General features: G+C 71.0%; 18 protein-coding genes. 11 read left to right on the forward strand and 7 right to left on the reverse strand.

Annotated features, from left to right (window positions below; genetic code table 11):
* Window positions 1–514 precede the first annotated feature (514 nt).
* From ACIBLC_RS22550 to ACIBLC_RS22580, 7 genes are all read left to right on the forward strand, one after another.
* Window positions 515–1,513 carry an alpha/beta hydrolase gene (locus tag ACIBLC_RS22550; RefSeq protein WP_399213177.1) on the forward strand — a complete coding sequence of 333 codons (999 nt, stop codon included), beginning with the start codon at window positions 515–517 and terminating at the stop codon, window positions 1,511–1,513.
* 43 nt (window positions 1,514–1,556) lie between these two features.
* A complete protein-coding gene (locus ACIBLC_RS22555; RefSeq protein ID WP_399213178.1) occupies window positions 1,557–2,756 on the forward strand; it encodes an acyltransferase in 1,200 nt (399 codons plus the stop codon).
* Window positions 2,757–2,844: 88 nt separating this feature from the next.
* Entirely contained in the window at window positions 2,845–4,335 is a 1,491-nt protein-coding gene (locus tag ACIBLC_RS22560) for a sensor histidine kinase (RefSeq protein WP_399213179.1), read from the forward strand.
* Entirely contained in the window at window positions 4,332–5,003 is a 672-nt protein-coding gene (locus ACIBLC_RS22565) for a response regulator (protein WP_399212901.1), read from the forward strand. The genes ACIBLC_RS22560 and ACIBLC_RS22565 overlap by 4 nt, the downstream gene beginning before the upstream one ends.
* A 183-nt stretch (window positions 5,004–5,186) precedes the next feature.
* A complete protein-coding gene (locus ACIBLC_RS22570) occupies window positions 5,187–6,533 on the forward strand; it encodes a sensor histidine kinase (protein WP_399212902.1) in 1,347 nt (448 codons plus the stop codon).
* Window positions 6,530–7,213, forward strand: a complete 684-nt coding sequence (locus tag ACIBLC_RS22575) for a response regulator (RefSeq protein WP_399212903.1) — start codon at window positions 6,530–6,532, stop codon at window positions 7,211–7,213. Before ACIBLC_RS22570 ends, ACIBLC_RS22575 begins: the two co-directional genes overlap by 4 nt.
* Window positions 7,214–7,301: 88 nt before the next feature.
* Window positions 7,302–8,522 carry a cytochrome P450 gene (locus tag ACIBLC_RS22580; protein WP_399212904.1) on the forward strand — a complete coding sequence of 407 codons (1,221 nt, stop codon included), beginning with the start codon at window positions 7,302–7,304 and terminating at the stop codon, window positions 8,520–8,522.
* Here the strand turns inward: ACIBLC_RS22580 and ACIBLC_RS22585 are convergent.
* The 3 genes from ACIBLC_RS22585 to ACIBLC_RS22595 all read right to left on the reverse strand — a co-directional run bounded on the left by ACIBLC_RS22585 (window position 8,506) and on the right by ACIBLC_RS22595 (window position 9,823).
* A complete protein-coding gene (locus tag ACIBLC_RS22585; protein ID WP_399212905.1) occupies window positions 8,506–8,730 on the reverse strand; it encodes a hypothetical protein in 225 nt (74 codons plus the stop codon). The genes ACIBLC_RS22580 and ACIBLC_RS22585 overlap by 17 nt on opposite strands.
* A 144-nt stretch (window positions 8,731–8,874) precedes the next feature.
* Window positions 8,875–9,066, reverse strand: a complete 192-nt coding sequence (locus tag ACIBLC_RS22590) for a hypothetical protein (protein WP_399212906.1) — start codon at window positions 9,064–9,066, stop codon at window positions 8,875–8,877.
* A gap of 319 nt (window positions 9,067–9,385) precedes the next feature.
* A complete protein-coding gene (locus tag ACIBLC_RS22595; RefSeq protein WP_399212907.1) occupies window positions 9,386–9,823 on the reverse strand; it encodes an ATP-binding protein in 438 nt (145 codons plus the stop codon).
* Between the two features lie 189 nt (window positions 9,824–10,012).
* On the opposite strand from ACIBLC_RS22595, the gene ACIBLC_RS22600 reads away from it, so the two are divergent.
* Together ACIBLC_RS22600 and ACIBLC_RS22605 are read left to right on the forward strand one after the other, a co-directional pair.
* Window positions 10,013–10,885 (forward strand): helix-turn-helix domain-containing protein, encoded by an 873-nt coding sequence (locus ACIBLC_RS22600; protein ID WP_399212908.1) that lies wholly within the window; start codon window positions 10,013–10,015, stop codon window positions 10,883–10,885.
* Complete coding sequence (locus tag ACIBLC_RS22605) at window positions 10,882–11,085, forward strand: DUF397 domain-containing protein (RefSeq protein ID WP_399212911.1); 204 nt, start codon at window positions 10,882–10,884, stop codon at window positions 11,083–11,085. Before ACIBLC_RS22600 ends, ACIBLC_RS22605 begins: the two co-directional genes overlap by 4 nt.
* Before the next feature lie 19 nt (window positions 11,086–11,104).
* Here ACIBLC_RS22605 and ACIBLC_RS22610 read toward each other — a convergent pair whose 3' ends face one another.
* Window positions 11,105–12,721, reverse strand: a complete 1,617-nt coding sequence (locus ACIBLC_RS22610) for an ABC transporter permease (RefSeq protein ID WP_399212912.1) — start codon at window positions 12,719–12,721, stop codon at window positions 11,105–11,107.
* A complete protein-coding gene (locus tag ACIBLC_RS22615) occupies window positions 12,718–13,632 on the reverse strand; it encodes an ATP-binding cassette domain-containing protein (RefSeq protein WP_399212913.1) in 915 nt (304 codons plus the stop codon). The genes ACIBLC_RS22610 and ACIBLC_RS22615 overlap by 4 nt, the downstream gene beginning before the upstream one ends.
* A gap of 103 nt (window positions 13,633–13,735) precedes the next feature.
* On the opposite strand from ACIBLC_RS22615, the gene ACIBLC_RS22620 reads away from it, so the two are divergent.
* Complete coding sequence (locus ACIBLC_RS22620; RefSeq protein ID WP_399212914.1) at window positions 13,736–14,233, forward strand: GbsR/MarR family transcriptional regulator; 498 nt, start codon at window positions 13,736–13,738, stop codon at window positions 14,231–14,233.
* A gap of 20 nt (window positions 14,234–14,253) precedes the next feature.
* Here ACIBLC_RS22620 and ACIBLC_RS22625 read toward each other — a convergent pair whose 3' ends face one another.
* Both ACIBLC_RS22625 and ACIBLC_RS22630 read right to left on the reverse strand, forming a co-directional pair.
* Window positions 14,254–15,837 carry a hypothetical protein gene (locus ACIBLC_RS22625; RefSeq protein WP_399212916.1) on the reverse strand — a complete coding sequence of 528 codons (1,584 nt, stop codon included), beginning with the start codon at window positions 15,835–15,837 and terminating at the stop codon, window positions 14,254–14,256.
* 236 nt (window positions 15,838–16,073) lie between these two features.
* Complete coding sequence (locus ACIBLC_RS22630) at window positions 16,074–16,955, reverse strand: diacylglycerol kinase (protein WP_399212917.1); 882 nt, start codon at window positions 16,953–16,955, stop codon at window positions 16,074–16,076.
* 189 nt (window positions 16,956–17,144) lie between these two features.
* Here ACIBLC_RS22630 and ACIBLC_RS22635 point away from each other — a divergent pair, with 189 nt between their 5' ends.
* Window positions 17,145–18,428: an adenylosuccinate synthase gene (locus ACIBLC_RS22635; RefSeq protein ID WP_399212918.1), complete on the forward strand. Its 1,284-nt coding sequence runs from the start codon at window positions 17,145–17,147 to the stop codon at window positions 18,426–18,428.
* The last annotated feature ends 32 nt before the right edge of the window (window positions 18,429–18,460 follow it).

Genomic DNA, 18,460 nt, shown 5'->3' on the forward strand with positions numbered 1-18,460 from the left:
CCGGGTCGTCCGGTTCACCTGGGTTGTCCGGGCGGTTCTGGTCGGTGGGCGCCCGGGGCGGGGGCCGGTGAGCGGCGCCGGTGTTCGGCTGCCCCGGGAATGGCCGGTGGGTGGCTGGTGAGCGGCTGGTGAGCGGCCTGTGCCGGCTGCTCGGTCATACCCGTCATACCTGAGAGCTAGCTCTCAGGTGAGCTCCCTGGCGGGACGCCGACCACAGGTGACGATCCGTAACTTCCCATCCAGTGGCGCCCGATGAGCGGGCGTACGGGGAGGGAAGGTCGGCATGGGGTTCGGGGAGAGGGCGGGCGAGGCGGGGAGCGGGATATCGCCTACGGGGCGGGTGCCGGTTCCGATGACGGTGCCGGAACCCGTCGCAACGCCGGGGCGGGTCGCAGCGCTGGTACCGGCACCAGCACCAGCACCGAAGTCGGCCGCGACGCCGCCGCTGGCCGCGACGCCGGCGCCTGTCGCAAGGCTGGTGCCCGTCGCGACGCCGGCGCCCGTCACGGTCCCCGTGGCGCCGACGCGCACGTCGGCCGGACGTGCCGGACGTGCCGGACGTGCCGGACGAGCGGTCCGGCGACTGCGCCGCACCCTGCTCGCCGTGCTGGTCATGAGTGCGGTCGTCGTCCCCGTGGCCGCGGCCGCCGCCCGGCCCCGGATCCCCGCCCCGGCACCCGCGGCACTCGCACCGGTGACGGCATCGACGCTGGAGGAGGCGTACGCGGCCAACGGCGCGAACGCGGCGGAGGCCGCCAGGATGGCCGCGGACAGCGGCGACAGCACCCGCGCCGCCGCCGACCGGGCCATGGCCGACACCTCCCGCCACTTCCTCTCCTTCGACGGCCGGGGCCCGGGGCAGGCCGTCGAGGTCCTCGGTGACCTCGCCGAGGCGGATCGCGTCGCGGTCCTGGTCCCCGGTTCCGACACCACCCTGGAGACGTACGACCGGTTCCGCGCCGGCGCCCTCTCCCTGCACGGGCACCTCGGCCCGCGTACGGCCGTCGTCGCCTGGCTCGGCTACGAGGCACCCCGCACGGTGAGCACCACGGTGCTGACCACAGCCCGGGCCGACGACGCGGCCCCGCGCCTGAAGGGGTTCATACGCGAACTGCGCGGCGTCCTGGGCGAGGAGGCGTCCGTCTCCCTGCTCTGCCACTCCTACGGCACGGTGGTCTGCGCACGTGCGGCGCGGGGCCTGGACGTGGACGACATCGCCCTCGTCGGCAGCCCGGGCACCGGCGCGGACTCCGTCGCGGCGCTGCACACCCCCGCCCGTGTCTGGGCGGCCCGCGGTGCGGGCGACTGGATAGCGGACGTCCCGCACGCACGCGTCGACCTCTTCGGCACCACCGTCGGCTTCGGCGCCGACCCGGTCTCCCCGGACTTCGGCGCCCGTGTCTTCGCGGCGGGCGGCGTCGGCCACAGCGACTACTTCACCCCGGGCTCAGTGTCCCTGGACAACCTCGCCCGAATCGTCCTCGGTGACACCTCGGAGGTAACCCGTGCGTGAGACTCACCCGCACCCCGTGCGAACGGCCGTACCCGGCGCAGGCATACGGGCGGCGGCACACGGCATACGGACCGGCGCCCGTCGTATCGACGAGCGGACCCCCGCGGATCGGGACCGCGCGGTCGACGCCCTGCGCGCCCTCGCCATTCTCGGTGTCGTACTCGGCCACTGGCTGGTGACGGCCCTGGTCGCGGACGGCGGTGCGCTGCGTACGGCGAGCCCGCTGCGGTACCTGCCCTGGCTGGCGCCCATCTCCTGGCTGTTCCAGACGCTCGCCGTGTTCTTCCTGGTGGGCGGCCATGTGGCCACGAAGAGCTATGCGTCGGCGCGGGCCCGCGGCACGACGTACAGGCAGTGGCTGCGCGGCCGACTGGCCCGGCTCGGCAGACCGGTGGCGGCGGTGCTGGCCCTCTGGACGGTGGCCGCGGCCTGCCTGCTCGCGTCGGGCACGGGCTTCGAGACGGTCCACGTGCTGGTGAAGCTGGCGCTGTCCCCGCTGTGGTTCCTCCTGGTCTTCGCGGGACTGACGGCGGCGACGCCCCTGTTGACGCGGATCAACCCGTTGTGGCCGCTGGTCGTCGTTCTCCATGTGGATCTCATTCGCTTCGGCTTCGGTGGTCCGTCCTGGCTGGGCTGGGTGAACGTCGCGGCGGGCTGGCTGGTGCCGTACACGCTGGGCGCGGCCTGGACGCGCGGTGAGCTGGACAGTCGTCGCGCGGGCTGGGTGCTGTTCGGCTGCGGGGCTGCGGCGACCGCGGGGCTGGTGGCCTGGGCGGGCTATCCGGCCTCGATGGTCGGCGTTCCGGGCGCGGCGGTCTCCAACCTGAACCCGCCGACGCTGGCCGTCGTCACCTTCGGGCTGGCCCAGTGCGGTCTCGCCCTGCTGCTGCGGGGGCCGCTCCGCCGCTGGACGAGGCGCCCCGTGGCCTGGGCCGCGGTGGCCCTCGCCAATCTCTCCGCGATGACGATATTCCTGTGGCACCAGACGTCCCTGATGGCGGTCACCGCCCTGGGCCTCCTCATGGGACGGCTCCCCGGCCTGCACACCGTCCCCGACAGCCTCGGCTGGGTGGCGGCCCGTCTCACCTGGCTCCCTGTCTTCGCCCTCGCCCTCGCCGTCTGCCGGTCCGCCTTTCGCACCTGGGAGAGCGGCCCCCGCCGTCGCATGGGCCGGCCTTCCCGAGTCGTCCGCGTCCACCGCCGTCCCGACCCCGCCGGAGCCAAGGCGGTGCCCCGTGCCTAGGGTTCACCCCGTGAGCGGCGCGAGCGACAACAGCATCGAGCGTGGCGACGCCTCCGACACACCGCCGCAGCCGTCGGTCCCGCAGTGGATCGGGCAGCGAATCCGCCAAGTCGTGCGGACGTTGGCGGAGGACGGGGCGAACTTCGCCAGGCTGCCGTTGCCGCCCCTGTCGCGGCCCCGGTGGCTCCGGTGGTTCCCGCATGTCGTGGTCATCGTGGCCGCGGTCGTCGCCACCCTCGCCAACACGGAACAGATGAGCACCGTCTCCGGCGCCGACGCGGAGCTGGGTGTGCTGACCGCGCTGGCCCAGGGCATCGGCATGGTGCTCGTGCTGTGGCGGCCCGTTCCGGCCTGGTGGCTCTCGCTGGTCGCCACGTTCGTGGCCGCCGAGGCGGCGCGCTCCGGCCTGAGTTCGCCGCACGCCGGCCGTTTTGAGAGCGAGGTCGCCTGGCCGTGGGGCCCTCCCGGCCTTATCGCGCACGCGATCGTGCTGTTCCTGCTGGCTCTGCGGGTGCCCACCCGGGTGGCCATGGAGGCACTGGCCCTCACCGCGTTGCTGACGTACGTCTTCCAGGGGCTCCTCGGCGCCGTTTCGTACTCCTCGACGGGAGTGCTGGCGGTCGTCGTCTTCGCCGCCGTCGTTCTCCTCGGCACCGCCCTGCGCGGCCGCCGCGAGGCCCGCAGCCAACTCGTCGAGCAGGCCTCGCTGACCGCGGAGGAGCGGGCGCGCCGCACACTGTTGGAGGAGCGCACCCGGATCGCGCGCGAGCTGCACGACGTGGTCGCCCATCACATGTCGGTGATCTCCATCCAGGCCCAGGTCGCCCCGCACCTCGTCGAGAACCCGTCGAACGAGCTGAAGGAGAATCTGGAGGGCATCAGACAGAACGCCCTGGAGGCACTCACCGAGCTCCGCCGCGTCCTCGGCGTCCTGCGCTCGGAGAACCCCGAGGACCCGTACGGCCTCGGGGCCGGCGCCGGTGCCAGCCCCGGCTCCCCGCAGCCCACGCTCGACCGCCTCGAAGCTCTGGTCGAGAACACCCGCGCGGCCGGTCTGGAAGTGACCACCGAGATCACCGGCGAGCAGCTCCCCCTCTCGCCTGGCGTGGAGCTGTCCGCGTACCGGATCATCCAGGAGGCGCTGAGCAACGCCCTGCGGCACGCGCCCGGTTCGGTCGTCCGTGTCGAGCTGTGGCACTTCCCCCGCGGCCTCCAGGTGCGGGTCATCAACTCCAGACCCGAGCGCCCGGCCCCGCCGTCACCGGGCGCGGGACACGGTCTGCTCGGTATGCGGGAGCGTGCCGCGATGCTCGGTGGCACCCTCGTGACCTCGGAGACCTCGCACGGCGGCTTCGTGGTGGCGGCCTTCCTGCCCCGCGGTGACGCCTCCGACGCCGACGGCTCCGCGGGCGGCGACTCCACCGGCGCCGCGATCGTCGTGAAGTCCGTGGGCACCACGGCCATCACGAACCCCCCGGACTCCACGGCCATCACGAACCCCCGGGACTCCAAGGCCATGACGAACGCGTCTGACTCCCCTGGCTCCACAGGCTTCGCAGGAGAAGAGAACCCAAGATGAGCGGCACCATCCGCGTACTGATCGCCGACGACCAGCAGATGGTCCGGCAGGGCTTCACCGTGCTGCTCAACACCCAGCCCGACATCGAGGTGGTCGGCCAGGCGGTCGACGGCATGGACGCGGTCGTCCAGGTCGCCGAACTCACCCCGGACGTCGTCCTGATGGACATCCGCATGCCCGAGCTCAGCGGTATCGACGCCACCAGACGCATCACCGAGGCCACGCCCCAGATCAAGGTGCTGGTGCTCACCACCTTCGACCTCGACGAGTACGTGTACGACGCCCTGCGAGCCGGCGCCTCCGGGTTCCTGCTCAAGGACGCTTCCGCGGACCAGCTCGCCGAGGCGGTACGGGTGGTCGCGGCCGGCGATGCCCTGCTCGCACCCGGGATCACCCGCCGTCTCATCGCCGAGTTCTCCCGGCTCGACTCCACACCCCGCTCTCCGCTCAAGCAGCGGGTGGGCGAGCTGACCGAGCGCGAGACGGAGGTGCTCGCCCACATCGCCCAGGGCCTGTCGAACGCGGAGATCGCCGAGCGCCTCGTCGTCGCCGAGCAGACCGTGAAAACCCACGTGGGCCGCATCCTCGTGAAACTCGGCCTGCGCGACCGCACCCAGGCAGCGGTCTTCGCCTACGAGTCAGGACTGGTACGCCCGTCCGGCTACTGAGCGGCGGCGGGCCCCACCCGCCGCGCCCACCCGCCGCGACTACCCCGCGCGCGCCCCTCCGCCCTTACGATCCACCCCTCCGACGAGGGACGGCGGGGATACCCGTAGTACCTGAGACGGACCCCGAAGGACCCTCCTCCCTGGTGACGACCACCGCCCCCACGGCGGCCTACCGTCTTCAGTGTGACCGAGACGACCCAGACGCAGATGACGCCGCCGGGCGGGGCCAAGCCACGCAGCCCGGAGTTCCGGCTGGCCGCGGACGCCCTGCGCGGGCTGCGGCAGGACATGTTCCATGACGCGTTCGCCTACCGTCCGCTGCCGCGGATGCGGGTGGACGGACCGCTGACCCGGCGGCTCCCCGAGGGCATCCGGAAGTACGCGGCCTGGACCCCGCACGCCGCGGTGGTGGCGGCCGGACTCTTCGCGATGGGCATAGCGAACACCGCCAGCGGCGGCAGTGGCAGCTTCATCGCACTGGTGTGCAGCCTCCTCGCCCTGCTCCCGGTCCTGCTGACCCTGATCCGGCCCGTCGGTGCCTTCTGGTTCTCGTTCGCCGCTACACCGGCCGCCGGGGTCTTCTTCATCAAGTGGAGTGACTGGCCGTGGATGCCGGGCAGCTTCGTCACCCACCTGGTCGTGCTGACGGTCGTGGCGCTCCGGACCCGGCCGCGCATCGCCGCGTGGATGTGGATGCTGACCGCGGTGTACGGATTCGTCGCCGAGATCTTCTTCCAAGGGGGGTACTACAGCTCCAACACCGTGCCGCTGCTCTTCGTCTCCGCCGTGGCTCTCCTGGTCGTCACCGTCCTCCAGGTGCGCCGGGAGGCGGAGCAGGAGGTGACCGCCCACCAGTCGGAGACGGCGCAGGAGCGTTCCAGGCGCACCCTCCTGGAGGAGCGCACGACGATCGCCCGCGAGCTGCACGACGTGGTCGCCCACCACATGTCGGTGGTCGCCATCCAGGCCGAGGCCGCCCCGTACCGAGTGGAGAACCCGCCGCCCGAGCTGGAGCAGGCCTTCGTCACGATCCGGGAGAACGCGGTGGCGGCCCTGACCGAGCTCCGCCGCGTGCTCGGGGTCGTACGGGCGGAGGACTACGAGGCGCCGGACGCACCTCAGCCCACCCTCGCCGACCTCGACACGCTTCTGGCCAATGTGCGCGACGCCGGCCTGACCGTCGGGAAGGCGGTCACCGGCGCGGTGCGCGAGCTCCCGCAGGGCGTCGAGCTGTCGGCGTACCGCATAGTCCAGGAGGCCCTGAGCAACGCCCTGCGGCACGCCCCGGGCGCGGCGGCCCGGGTCGAGATCGGCTACGTCCTCGGCGGGCTCGGCCTGCGCATAGTCAACGGCCCGGCGCCGACGGCGAGCCTGACGAAGTCCACACACGGCGCGGGGCACGGCATCACCGGCATGCGCGAGCGGGTCTCGATGCTGGACGGCGAGATGACGGCGGGCGTGACGGGCGACGGGGGATACGAGGTGGCGGTGTTCCTGCCGGTGCCCGCGACCGTGGAGGAGACAGGATGACGAGCGCTGCCGGCGGCACCATTCGTGTCCTGATCGCCGACGACCAGGTGATGGTCCGCGAGGGCTTCTCCGTGCTGCTCGGCGCCATGCCGGACATCGAGGTGGTCGGCGAGGCGGTCAACGGCCGGGAGGCGGTCGAGCGGGTCCGTGAGCTCGCCCCGGACGTCGTGCTGATGGACATCCGGATGCCGGAGATGAACGGGATCGAGGCGACCCGGGAGATCGTCGCCGCGGACGGCGCCGCGAAGGTGCTGGTGCTGACGACGTTCGACCTCGACGAATACGTGTACCAGGCGCTGCGCGCGGGCGCCTCCGGCTTCCTCCTCAAGGACGCCTCGGCACGCCAGCTCGCCGACGGGGTGCGGGTGGTGGCCGCCGGGGAGGCGCTGCTCGCTCCGTCCGTGACCAGGCGGTTGATCACCGAGTTCTCCAAGCTCGCGGAGGAGCCCCGGCTCTCGGCCACGGCGCGGGCGGCGTACGGCGATCTGACCGACCGGGAGACGGAGGTGCTGGTCCTGATCGCGCAGGGTTTGTCGAACGCGGAGATCGCCACGCGGCTGTTCGTCGCCGAGTCCACGATCAAGACGCATGTGAGCCGGATCCTGGTGAAGCTGGGCCTGCGGGACCGGACGCAGGCGGCGGTGTTCGCGTACGAGGCACGGCTGGTCACGCCCCGCTGACCTGGGAGGGGAGTCGTAGTGGGCCGGAGGGGGCCGAGCGTCGAGACGCCTCTGTTCAGCGGGGGGCGGGTCGGGCTAGCGTCCGGTCATGGCAGCTTTGGAGACTCCGCAGACCTTCGACCCGTGGGACCCGGCGTTCTTGGCGGACCCCTACCCGGCGTACGAGGAGCTGCGTGCCCGTGGCCGGGTGCACTACTTCGAGCCCACCAAGCAGTGGCTGGTTCCGCACCACGCGGACGTGTCGGCGCTGCTGCGGGACCGCCGCCTCGGCCGGACCTACCAGCACCGCTTCACACACGAGGAGTTCGGCCACTCCGCGCCGCCGCCCGAGCACGAGCCGTTCCACGTCCTGAACGACCACGGCATGCTCGACCTGGAGCCGCCGGACCACACGCGGATCCGGCGGCTGGTGTCGAAGGCGTTCACGCCGCGCACGGTGGAGCGGCTCAAGCCGTACGTCGACGAGCTGGCGGGGAAGCTGGTCACCCGGCTTGTCGCGGCGGGCGGCGGCGATCTGCTCACCGATATCGCCGAGCCGCTGCCGGTTTCGGTGATCGCCGAGATGCTGGGGATCCCGGAATCCGACCGGGCGCCGCTGCGGCCGTGGTCGGCGGACATTTGCGGGATGTACGAGATGAACCCCTCGCAGGAGACGGCGGCGAAGGCGGTCCGGGCCTCGGAGGAGTTCACGGAGTATCTGCTCGGGCTGATCGGGGCCCGTCGCAAGGAGCCGGGCGATGACCTGATCTCGGGTCTGATCGAGGCGTACGAGGACGGGGAGCGGCTGACGGAGCAGGAGATGATCTCGACCTGCGTGCTGCTGTTGAACGCCGGGCACGAGGCGACGGTCAACGCCACGGTGAACGGCTGGTGGGCGCTGTTCCGCAACCCGGGCCAGTTGGCCGCCCTGCGTGCGGATCACTCGCTCGTTCCCACCGCGGTGGAGGAGCTGATGCGGTACGACACCCCGTTGCAGTTGTTCGAGAGGTGGGTTCTCGACGATGTCGAGATCGACGGGACGACAATTCCCCGCGGCTCCGAGATCGCCATGCTCTTCGGCTCCGCCAACCACGACCCGGCCGTTTTCACCGCACCCAAGGAGCTGGACCTCTCCCGCGCGGACAACCCGCACATCTCCTTCAGTGCGGGAATCCACTACTGCATCGGGGCGCCGCTCGCCCGCCTGGAACTGACCGCGTCCCTGCGCGCCCTGCTGGCCCAGGCTCCGACACTCACTCTCACCGCCGAGCCGGTGCGCAAGCCGGCCTTCGTGATCCGGGGGCTGGAGGGGCTCAGCGTCGCGCTCTGACCCGTCGGCCGAGGGCCCAGAGTCCCAGTGAGGCGGCCACCCCACCCAGAACCATCAACGGGAGTTCCACGTAGATCACACTCCAGTCGGGCGCCTGCTCGAACCGCCGGAACCGTCCCTGGACGCCGACGGCCCAGACCGTCAGCCCCGCCCCCGCGCCGACAACGCCGATCAGACATCCACCGGCGGCCTGCATCCGTTGCCCCATGCCCGTCATGGACGTGACGCGGCGGCCCGGGGTTCCCGGGCCGCCGTGCCTTGTGTGAATTGCGTGTGTCCCCAGAGGTGTTGCACTGCCCAGCGCTGGGGGCGCGGCTTCCGCCCGACCGCTGCGGCGCCTCCGGAACGGCAGTCATCGGGGCGTGACGGTCTCGATCAGGGCCCGCGCCTCGCGCAACGCCTCTCGCAGTTCGCCCGCGGTCGCGCAGTCCCTGCCGCGGAACCGGCAGTCACCGGTACACGTCCTCACGTGACCGAGCCACGCGAGCCACTCCCGCTCCTCCGGCGCGGCCGACACCTGCACGCCGTCCGCCGCTTCACCCATGCCGTGGCCCCCATCCACCCGGGGACCACTCCTCGCCCATGGCTTCGCGCACGTACGGGCGGACTGGGTCGTCGTCGGCGTCGTCCCACCCGCGTTGCCACGGCTCGGGCGGGAACCCCGCTTCCTCGCACGGGTTCGCCACGGGCCCCACGTACGGGTCCGGGGTCCGTACCGGCCGGGCGACGTCGTGCGGATCCGGCGTAGCGCGTCCAGCCCGTCTGCGCGGCCGAAAGGGAAGTAACGCGCCCAGTAGAGCGACCACGCACAAAATGACGTTCTGCAATTCCGACAGCTCCTGTCCGGCTGTTGCCACAGCTCCTCAGCCGCTTCCTTCACGAGCCGGCCATGAGTCAGCCCCTTCACAGGGCTTCTCCGCAATGGCGAACCTGGCCCACACGCACTTCGCGTACGGCTGTTGCCGGTGTCCCCACGCGTCGGCCAACCGCCCGACGAGGACCAGGCCGCGCCCGTCCTCTCCGTCCGGGCCGGAGCCGCGGGCCTGAGGAAGCCGGTCCCTGTCGGGGTCCGAGACTTCGAGGACCAGGTCCGGCCCCCGTACGGAGAGCGTGACCTCGATCCGCGCGAACGCCACACGGCAGTGGGTCACGGCGTTGGTGACGAGTTCGTTCGCCGACACGGTGACGCTGTCGGCGAGTTCACCGGTGAGTCCCCAGTCGGCGAGGGTTCTGCGTACGTGGTGCCGTGCGGTCGGCACGTGTCGTGTGTGTTTGGGGATGTGGAAGGTGGTCGTGCGCATGTCGACGAACCGCCTGACGTGTCGTCAAGACCGCGCCGTGGGTTGGCGCGTGGTTTGACGGTAGGTCCAAATTCGCGACGCGTACAACTGAAACTCATGAATACATGCATCCGTTTAACTCGATCGTGTGATGCGGGCCTAGGGCTGACGCCCGGTGTGGCAGGGTTGCTGCAGAAGAGGGGAGGGCCCATGCCCGCAGGTGGACGGCCGACGGTACGTAGCAGGCGCCTGGGTACGGCGCTCAGGACGTACCGGCAGGCTGCGAAGCTCGACCAGCCGCGGGCGGCCGAGGTGATCGCTTCAAGTCAGGCGAGGATCAGCCGTGTTGAGAGCGGACACGCGACGCCTCGCGTCATCGAGGTGCGGCTGCTGCTTGACGCCTACGGTGTCGTGGACCGGGAAGTCCGCGACAAGCTTGAGGAGTTGGCCAAGTACTCGAAGAACCGGGGCTGGTGGCTCGAACACGCCGAACATCTGCGACCGGACTACCTGGACCACATCGCGTTGGAGGACGACGCGTCGTACATCCGGGAGTGGCAGCCGGTTCTCGTGCCTGGTCTCCTGCAAACTCCAGCCTATGCGGAGGCGGCCATTACCGCGGGGCCGAACTATGTTTCCCCGGAACGAGTCGCGCACTTGATCAAGGTGCGTGCGGGGCGACAGGCCAAGATCGATGAAGGCGGGGCGTTGTACTCGGCCATCCTTTGGGAGGCGGTCATCGTGCACCCATTGGTGAGCGTCGGGATTCACCAGGAACAACTGTCCGCGCTCCTTGAAATCGGGAAGAGGCGGAATGTCACTGTGCAGGTACTGCCGTTCAGTGCGGGGGCGCTCGCGGGCTCGACCTATGCCTTCTCCTCCTTCAGCTTCGACGCCGAACCGACTGTCGAAGCCGTGACCATGGAGAACCTGCTGGGCACATCGATCGTCGAACCGCCTGAGGATCTTGCCCGTTACGGCAACGCGTACGACCTACTCCGATCGGCGGCATTGGCACCGGATGCAAGCGCGCGACTCATTCGGAGCGCACTGCGAAGCAGCAAGAAAGAAGACACATCATGACCGAGGTCGTAGGCCCCTTCCGGAAGTCGTCGCACTCCTCGCAAGAGGGCAACTGCGTAGAGGTGGCCCCCACAACAACCGGCGACGGTGCCGTGCGTGACAGCAAGGCGCAGGGCGGTCCGTTGCTCGCCGTCTCCCGCGAGAGCTGGGCCGCGTTCGTCACCGGCGTGCAGGCCGGGGAGTTCGGCCGCTTCGCGTAGCGCGAGCGCGTCAGTCCCCTCAGCCGCTCAGGTCCCGGCGTCGTAGCGCCCCCAGCCCCAGCCCCGCCAGCGCCACCGTGGTCGCCGTGAGGATCAGGACCGGCGGCCATGTCATGTCGCCGCTCGGCAGCTTGGGGAGGTGGCCGAAGGGGGAGAGGTTCAGGACGGATCGGGGCACGTTCAGGGCGGGGCCGATCCAGCCGAGGAGGAGGACGAGTCCGGCCGCGCCCCAGGCGCCGGGGGCCAGTCGGGGGGAGAGTCCGTAGAGGAGGACGGCAAGACCGCCCAGGGTCCAGACGGCCGGGACCTGCACGAGGCTCGCACCGAGGATGGGCCCTAGGCCGGCGCCGTATCCCAGCCCCAGACCGAGCCCGCCGAGCGACATGATCAGCACCACGCCCCCGAAGGCGACGGCGAGGTGGCCGCAGGCCCAGCGCAGTCGGCCGACAGGTCCGGCGAGGACGGGCTCGGCCCGCTGCGAGGTCTCCTCGCCGTGCAGCCGCAGCACCGAGGAGACGACGTACAGCGTGGCGACCATCCCGAGCATCCCCACCATCGCCGCCAGGAACGCGTCCGTGATCCCGCTCTGGCCGCCCATGCGTTCGATGATCTCGCGGGTCTTCTGGTTGTCCCCGACGAGATCCGCCGCCCCCTTCGTCATCCCGCCGAAGGCCGTGCCGGCGGCCAGGAAGCCGAGGCTCCAGCCCAGCACGCTGCCCCGCTGGAGCCGCCAGGCCAGCGCCCCGGCACTGCCGAGCCGTCCCGACGCGGGCCCCGGCCGGGTGGGCAGGAAGCTCATGCCGACATCGCGCCGCCCGGCGAGTTCGTAGGCGATGGCTCCTTGCAGGGCGCAGGCGGCGGCGAACAGGAGCAGCACCCACCAGCGTTCGGCGGCGAAGGGACGGAGGTTCTCCAGCCAGCCGACGGGGGAGATCCAGGTCAGGACGGACGAGCCGTCGGTCGTCGCCGAGTCGCCTGCCGCCTTGAGGACGAAGGCCGCGCCGAGCAGCCCGCCCGTCAGCCCCTTCGCGAGCCGCGCGCTCTCGGTGAACTGCGCGACGATCGCCGCCATGGTCGCGAAGACCATGCCGACCCCCGCGACGGCGAACCCCAACGCCATTGCTCCGGCGGCGCCCTGGCCCGCCAGGCCGCCTGTGATCAGCAGGGCGAGTGCGCCGTTGGCGACGAGCGCCGTCAGCAGCGCCGCGGTCAGCGGGGCGCGCCGCCCCACCATGCCGGCGGAGATCATCTCCTGGCGCCCGCTCTCCTCCTCGTCACGGGTGTGCCGTACGACGATGAGCAGGCTCATGATCGCGGCGAGCACGCCGGCGTAGCCGCCGATGCGCCAGGCGGTGAGTCCGCCGAGCGAGTCGCTGAACACCGGCCCGTAGGTGGCGCGCAGGGAGCTGCTGGTGAGCAACTGCTTTGCCAGGTCGGCGCGTTCGGCCGGGGTGCTGTAGATGGTCTCCAGCGAGCCCGGCATGGAGACGACCAGCAGGGCGGTCACGCCGGCCCAGAGCGGGATCATCACCCGGTCGCGGCGCAGCGCGAACCTCAACAGGGTTCCGGTGCCCGCCAGTTGGCGGGAGCCTCCGGCCCGTACCGCGAAGGCCGGGGCGGTGCCGGCCGCGGTCATCGTGCCATCGCCCCTTCCGGGTCGCGCACGTCCTCCTGGTAGTGGCGCAGGAACAGTTCCTCCAGCGTCGGTGGGGTCGAGGAGAGCGACCGTACGCCGGAGTCCGTGAGGGAGCGGAGTACGGCGTCGAGCTTGTCGGTGTCGACGTGGAGCTTGACCCGCTTGCCGTTGACGTCGAGGTCGTGGACCCCGGGCAGCGTCGCCAACCCTGTTGGTGGGCACGCGAGTTCGGCGGTGACGCTGGTACGGGTGAGGTGGCGCAGGTCGGCGAGTGAGCCGGTCTCGACGGTCCGGCCCTTGCGGATGATGCTGACCCGGTCGCAGAGTTCCTCGACCTCGCTGAGGATGTGCGAGGAGAGGAGGATGGTGCGGCCGCGGTCGCGTTCCTCCTCCACGCACCTCTGGAAGACCTCCTCCATCAGCGGGTCGAGGCCGGAGGTCGGCTCGTCCAGGATCAGCAGGTCGACGTCCGAGGCGAAGGCGGCGACGAGGGCGACCTTCTGCCGGTTGCCCTTGGAGTAGGTGCGGCCCTTCTTGGTGGGGTCGAGTTCGAACCGCTGGATCAGGTCGGCGCGCCGGGCCTTGTCCAGACCGCCGCGCAGCCGCCCGTACAGGTCGATCACCTCGCCGCCCGACAGGTTGCGCCACAGCGTCACGTCACCGGGGACGTACGCGATCCGGCGGTGCAGTTCCACCGCGTCCGTCCAGGGGTCCCGGCCGAGCAGTCGCGCCGCGCCCGAGTCGGCGCGCAGCAGGCCGAGGAGGACGCGGATGGCGGTGGACTTCCCGGCGCCGTTCGGGCCGAGGAATCCGTGCACCTCACCGGACTCGACCTCCAGGTCGAGTCCGTCCAGCGCGTGCGTCTTGCCGAACGACTTGTGCAGTCCGGAGACGCTGATTGCCTTCGTCATGTTTCCGAACGTACGCTTCTTTCAGAAATTTGTGAAGTTAAGGAAATGTGTAAATGGCCGATACACTTGATGGCGGTGCGTGAGCAGGGGAGATGATCGAGGGATGACCGAATCCAGCGGAGCCGGACGGGACCCGGAGGCGGTGTCGAAGTTCGTCGAGGGCTTCGCGGCGCAGCTCGTCGAGGCGGGGATGACGCGGATGCCGGCCCGGGTCTTCGCCGCGCTGCTCGCCTCCGACACCGGCACCATGACCTCCGCCGAACTCGGCGAACAGCTGCGGATCAGCCCGGCAGCGGTCTCCGGCGCGGTGCGCTACCTCGCGCAGGTGCACATGGTCTCGCGCGAGCGTGAACCCGGCTCACGGCGCGAGCGCTACCGCGTGCACAGCGACCAGTGGTACGAGGCGCTGACCAACCGGGAGGCGATCCTCAAGCGCTGGGCGTACGCGCTGCGCGAGGGTGTCGACAGCCTCGGCGCCGAGACCCCCGCGGGGCGCCGGCTCGCCGAGACCCAGGCCTTCTTCGAGTTCATGGACGGCGAGATCGTCCTGATGATGGACCGCTGGCGCGTCCACCGGGACCAGGTCTTCGGCGAGGGGTGACCCTCTCGGTCACCCCCGGCTCATCGGGCCTGGCTGCCTCGCTTGACGGTGAGCACCAGCGCGCCGCCGAGCAGCAGGGCGCCCGCGCCCCAGGCCGCGGCCGTGAGCGCGCTGCCGCCGGTTGAGGCGAGGGATCCGGTGTCCTCGGCGGCGGAGACCGTCTGTGTCCGGGGGGTGTTGCCGCCGGTCGCGGCGATGGCGGACGCGGACGCGCTCGGTGCGGAGGCGCTCGGTGCCTGGGTGCCGCCGCCCTCCACCTCGACGGTGACGGCCGCGGTGTCGTTGCCGTGCGTGTGGTCGAACGTCATGGTGTTGCCGTAGGACGTGGTCGCCCGCGCCTCGCCGGTGGTCGTCCCGGCGTTCGCGCGGATCTCGAGGCCGAACCGGAAGGTGCGGGTGTCGCCGACGGTGAACTCCGTCGGGCGGGGGCCGCAGATGTACTGCGGCGCGCCCGGTGTCTGTTCACCGGTACCGGCCCGCGCCTCCTCGTTCCACACGCTGCAACGGCCCGGGATCCGCACCGCCTTGGTGCCGGTGGGGACGGTCACCAGGAGCGCGGGCTGGTCGTCGCCGGCGTTGTAGCCGACCCAGCCCGGGCCCTCGTTGCCGAGGGAGACGGTCACGTCCACCACATCGCCCGCTTCGCCCTTCGCGGTGTCGCCGCCCGCGACCATGTCGGCGGTGCTGTCGGCGTCGATGTGCTGCCTGCTGATCGGGGTGCCGTCGGTGGCGGCGTCTCCGGCGGCGACGAGGGAGAGTACGTTGCCGTTCCCCGGCGCCGGGGTGAGGTCAGCGCCGGACAGGGGCAGCGCCTCGTGGCTGAAGTACTCGAACAGGGCCTGTCGCGTCACGTCCAGCCCGACCGGCCGGTCCAGCCGGTAGCTCTTGCCGGGCTCGATCACCGTGTCGAACGTGCACAGTGCCTGCCGCGTGGTGCGGTACGAGGGCTCGCTGACCGTGGAGTACACGCAGTTGGTGTAGCGGTCCGCGTACGAGAGTCCGATGGTCGTACGCATCCGGAGCTGGACTCCGTCGGAGGGCAGGGTGCCGACGTTGCTGATCGTGACCGGGGTGGCGATCGTGGATCCGGGCTTGTCGCCCGTCCGCGTCGCCAGCCGGTTGACCTTCAGGTCGGTGGTGCCCACGGTCACCTTCGCGGTGGTGGAGACCACGGTGCCGTTGGCGGACGTGCCGCTGAGAGTCACCGTGCCGGTGGTGCCGAGCGGGGTGCCGGGCTTGGCACTGAGGCCGATGAGCGAACCGGCCGCCTCGCCCTCGGGGACGTCACGGGAGGGCCAGACGTAGATGTGGTCCGCCGGTACGGGCGCGTCCGCGGTGACCCAGTCGACGACGTCACTCAGGTCCGCCCTGATGGTGACGTCCTCGGCCGTGCCGGGGCCGTCGTTGCGCAGGCCCCAGTTGACCATCGTCGGGTCGTCCGGGGTCGGTGGCACGGGCAGTCCCAGGTCGTCGTCCTGCAACTCGACGCGTACGACCGGGCCGTCGGCGGCCTGGGCGGACGTGACCGGCAGCCATACCGCGACCGCGACCGTCGCCGCGAAAGCTGCCAGCACGGCTCCGACTCGATGCCGCCGCTGGGTCATCGGGGCTCCTCCCGGCGGAACGCCCATCGCCCCTGCCATGCCATTGAGACACCCGTCGGACACGAATGGTTGTCCTGGGGTTCATTTGGCTCGTCGGTGTCGGGGACAGCTGCTGGGGCCCATGGGGCTACGGGGGTGCCGCCGGAGGCTGTCGCCGGTGCCTCGGAGGGCTACGGGAGTGCACCACCTGCGCTCGCCACCCGCGCCCCCACCCATAGCCCGCCCGGGACGGCCCCTCACCTCACCGGCAACGTGAGTCCCCACGCCCTCTCCCAGACCACCCACGTGCGGGTTCGCACCGGGCCTCCGACCAGTGCGTCGGCGCGGTAGCGGAAGTCCGCTCCGGAGACGGTGACGCGTCGGCCCACGACCCGCAGCGGGGCGACCGCCGCTCCCACGGACACGGGCCGCACCACGACCTCGGCGCCCCCGAGAACTCCCGGCGTCACGGAAACCGCCTCCACGGGCTGGTCGAGGTCGACGACGAGCGCCCCGTCGACCTCGACCCGCAGCCGCATGGGCCGGGACGGGCGCGCGGGCGCGGATCCGGGCGCGGCGACCAGACGCCCCGGCCGCGAGGCCAGCGTGCGGACCAGTGACTGGCAGGTCCGCAGCCAGGGCGGCCGGACGGCGGCCGGGTCCCCGGCGAGCGGAACCCCGGCCGGCGAGGGCGACGGCGCGGGCAGCGACGGGATCCGCAAGGCCCCCACCACCACCCCGTCGCTGTCGTCCACCAGCAGATCCATCCGCCGCTCCGCCCCGTCGAGCACCGCCCGGGCCGCCGCCACGGCCCCCATGGGCACCCCGAGCGACCGGGCGAGCGACAGCACACCCCCCACCGGGACCAGGGACACGGCGCACGCCCCCAGCGCGCGCTGCCGGTGCAGCAACGAAACGGCCCGCAGCAACGCCCGGTCGTCCCCGACCACGACGGGCCGCCGGGACCCCCGCCGGGCGAGCGCGCGAGCAAATTCCTCAGGCCCGTCCGGGAGGCACACTTTCGTGGCCGCACCGGCGCTGAGCACGTCTTTTGCGATCCGTACCGACTCACCGTCACTGCGACGGGCGACCGGGTCGATGACCACCAGGAGCTGGTCGGGAAGCGCCACCTCGGTCATGCCTCGCTTCCTCGGGTAGCATCTTTGTGCAAGAGCCCCTTGCGCTATTGCGCCAGGGGCTTGGTCTATTCCGGGGCATCCGGTCCGAAGGTTCGCGGCCAAAGACGGCCGCCGGCGTACGCAGCCGTGCACAACAGCCGCGTACGTCCCCGACCTTGGACATGCCCCGCCCGGAAGGGGTGTACGCGCGTGCCCGCACTTGTGCTGCTCGGTGCTCAGTGGGGTGACGAAGGCAAGGGAAAGGCCACGGACCTGCTCGGCGGTTCCGTGGATTATGTGGTGCGCTACCAGGGCGGCAACAACGCCGGCCACACGGTAGTCGTAGGCGATCAGAAGTACGCCCTCCACCTGCTCCCTTCCGGAATCCTCACACCGGAGTGCACTCCGGTCATCGGAAACGGAGTCGTCATCGACCCGTCGGTCCTGTTCTCCGAGCTGAACGGACTGAACGAGCGAGGCGTCAACACGTCCAAGCTCCTGATCAGCGGAAACGCGCACATCATCACGCCGTACAACGTGACGGTGGACAAGGTGACGGAACGCTTCCTCGGAAAGCGGAAGATCGGCACCACCGGGCGCGGCATCGGCCCGACGTACGCGGACAAGATCAACCGTGTGGGCATCCGCGTCCAGGACCTGTACGACGAGTCGATCCTGACGCAGAAGGTCGAGGCGGCCCTCGACGGCAAGAACCAGCTCCTCACCAAGGTCTTCAACCGCCGGGCGATCGAGGTCGAGCAGGTCGTAGAGGAACTGCTGACCTACGCGGACCGGCTCAAGCCGTACGTCGCGGACACCGTGCTGCTCCTGAACAAGGCGCTCGACGACAACAAGGTCGTGCTCTTCGAGGGCGGCCAGGGCACGCTCCTCGACATCGACCACGGCACGTATCCCTTCGTCACTTCCTCGAACCCCACCGCGGGCGGGGCGTGCACGGGCTCGGGCGTCGGCCCGACGAAGATCAGCCGCGTCATCGGCATCCTCAAGGCGTACACGACCCGGGTCGGCGCGGGCCCGTTCCCGACCGAGCTGTTCGACGCGGACGGTGACGCGCTGCGCCGTATCGGTGGCGAGCGGGGCGTCACGACGGGCCGCGACCGCCGCTGCGGCTGGTTCGACGCCGTCATCGCCCGCTACGCGACCCGGGTGAACGGCCTGACCGACTTCTTCCTCACCAAGCTGGACGTCCTGACCGGCTGGGAGGAGATCCCGGTCTGCGTGGCGTACGAGATCGACGGCAAGCGCGTCGAGGAACTCCCGTACTCCCAGACCGACTTCCACCACGCCAAGCCCGTCTACGAGACCCTCCCCGGCTGGTCCGAGGACATCACCAAGGCGAAGTCCTTCTCCGACCTCCCGAAGAACGCCCAGGCCTACGTCAGGGCCCTGGAGGACATGTCCGGCGCCCCGATCTCCGCGATCGGCGTGGGCCCGGGGCGTGACGAGACGATCGAGATCAACTCGTTCATCTAGCGTCTGGTACGGCGCTTCAGCCGCGTTTCTCG

Origin of the sequence: Streptomyces sp. NPDC050535 (assembly GCF_044457665.1) — a bacterium.
Classification (GTDB): domain Bacteria; phylum Actinomycetota; class Actinomycetes; order Streptomycetales; family Streptomycetaceae; genus Streptomyces.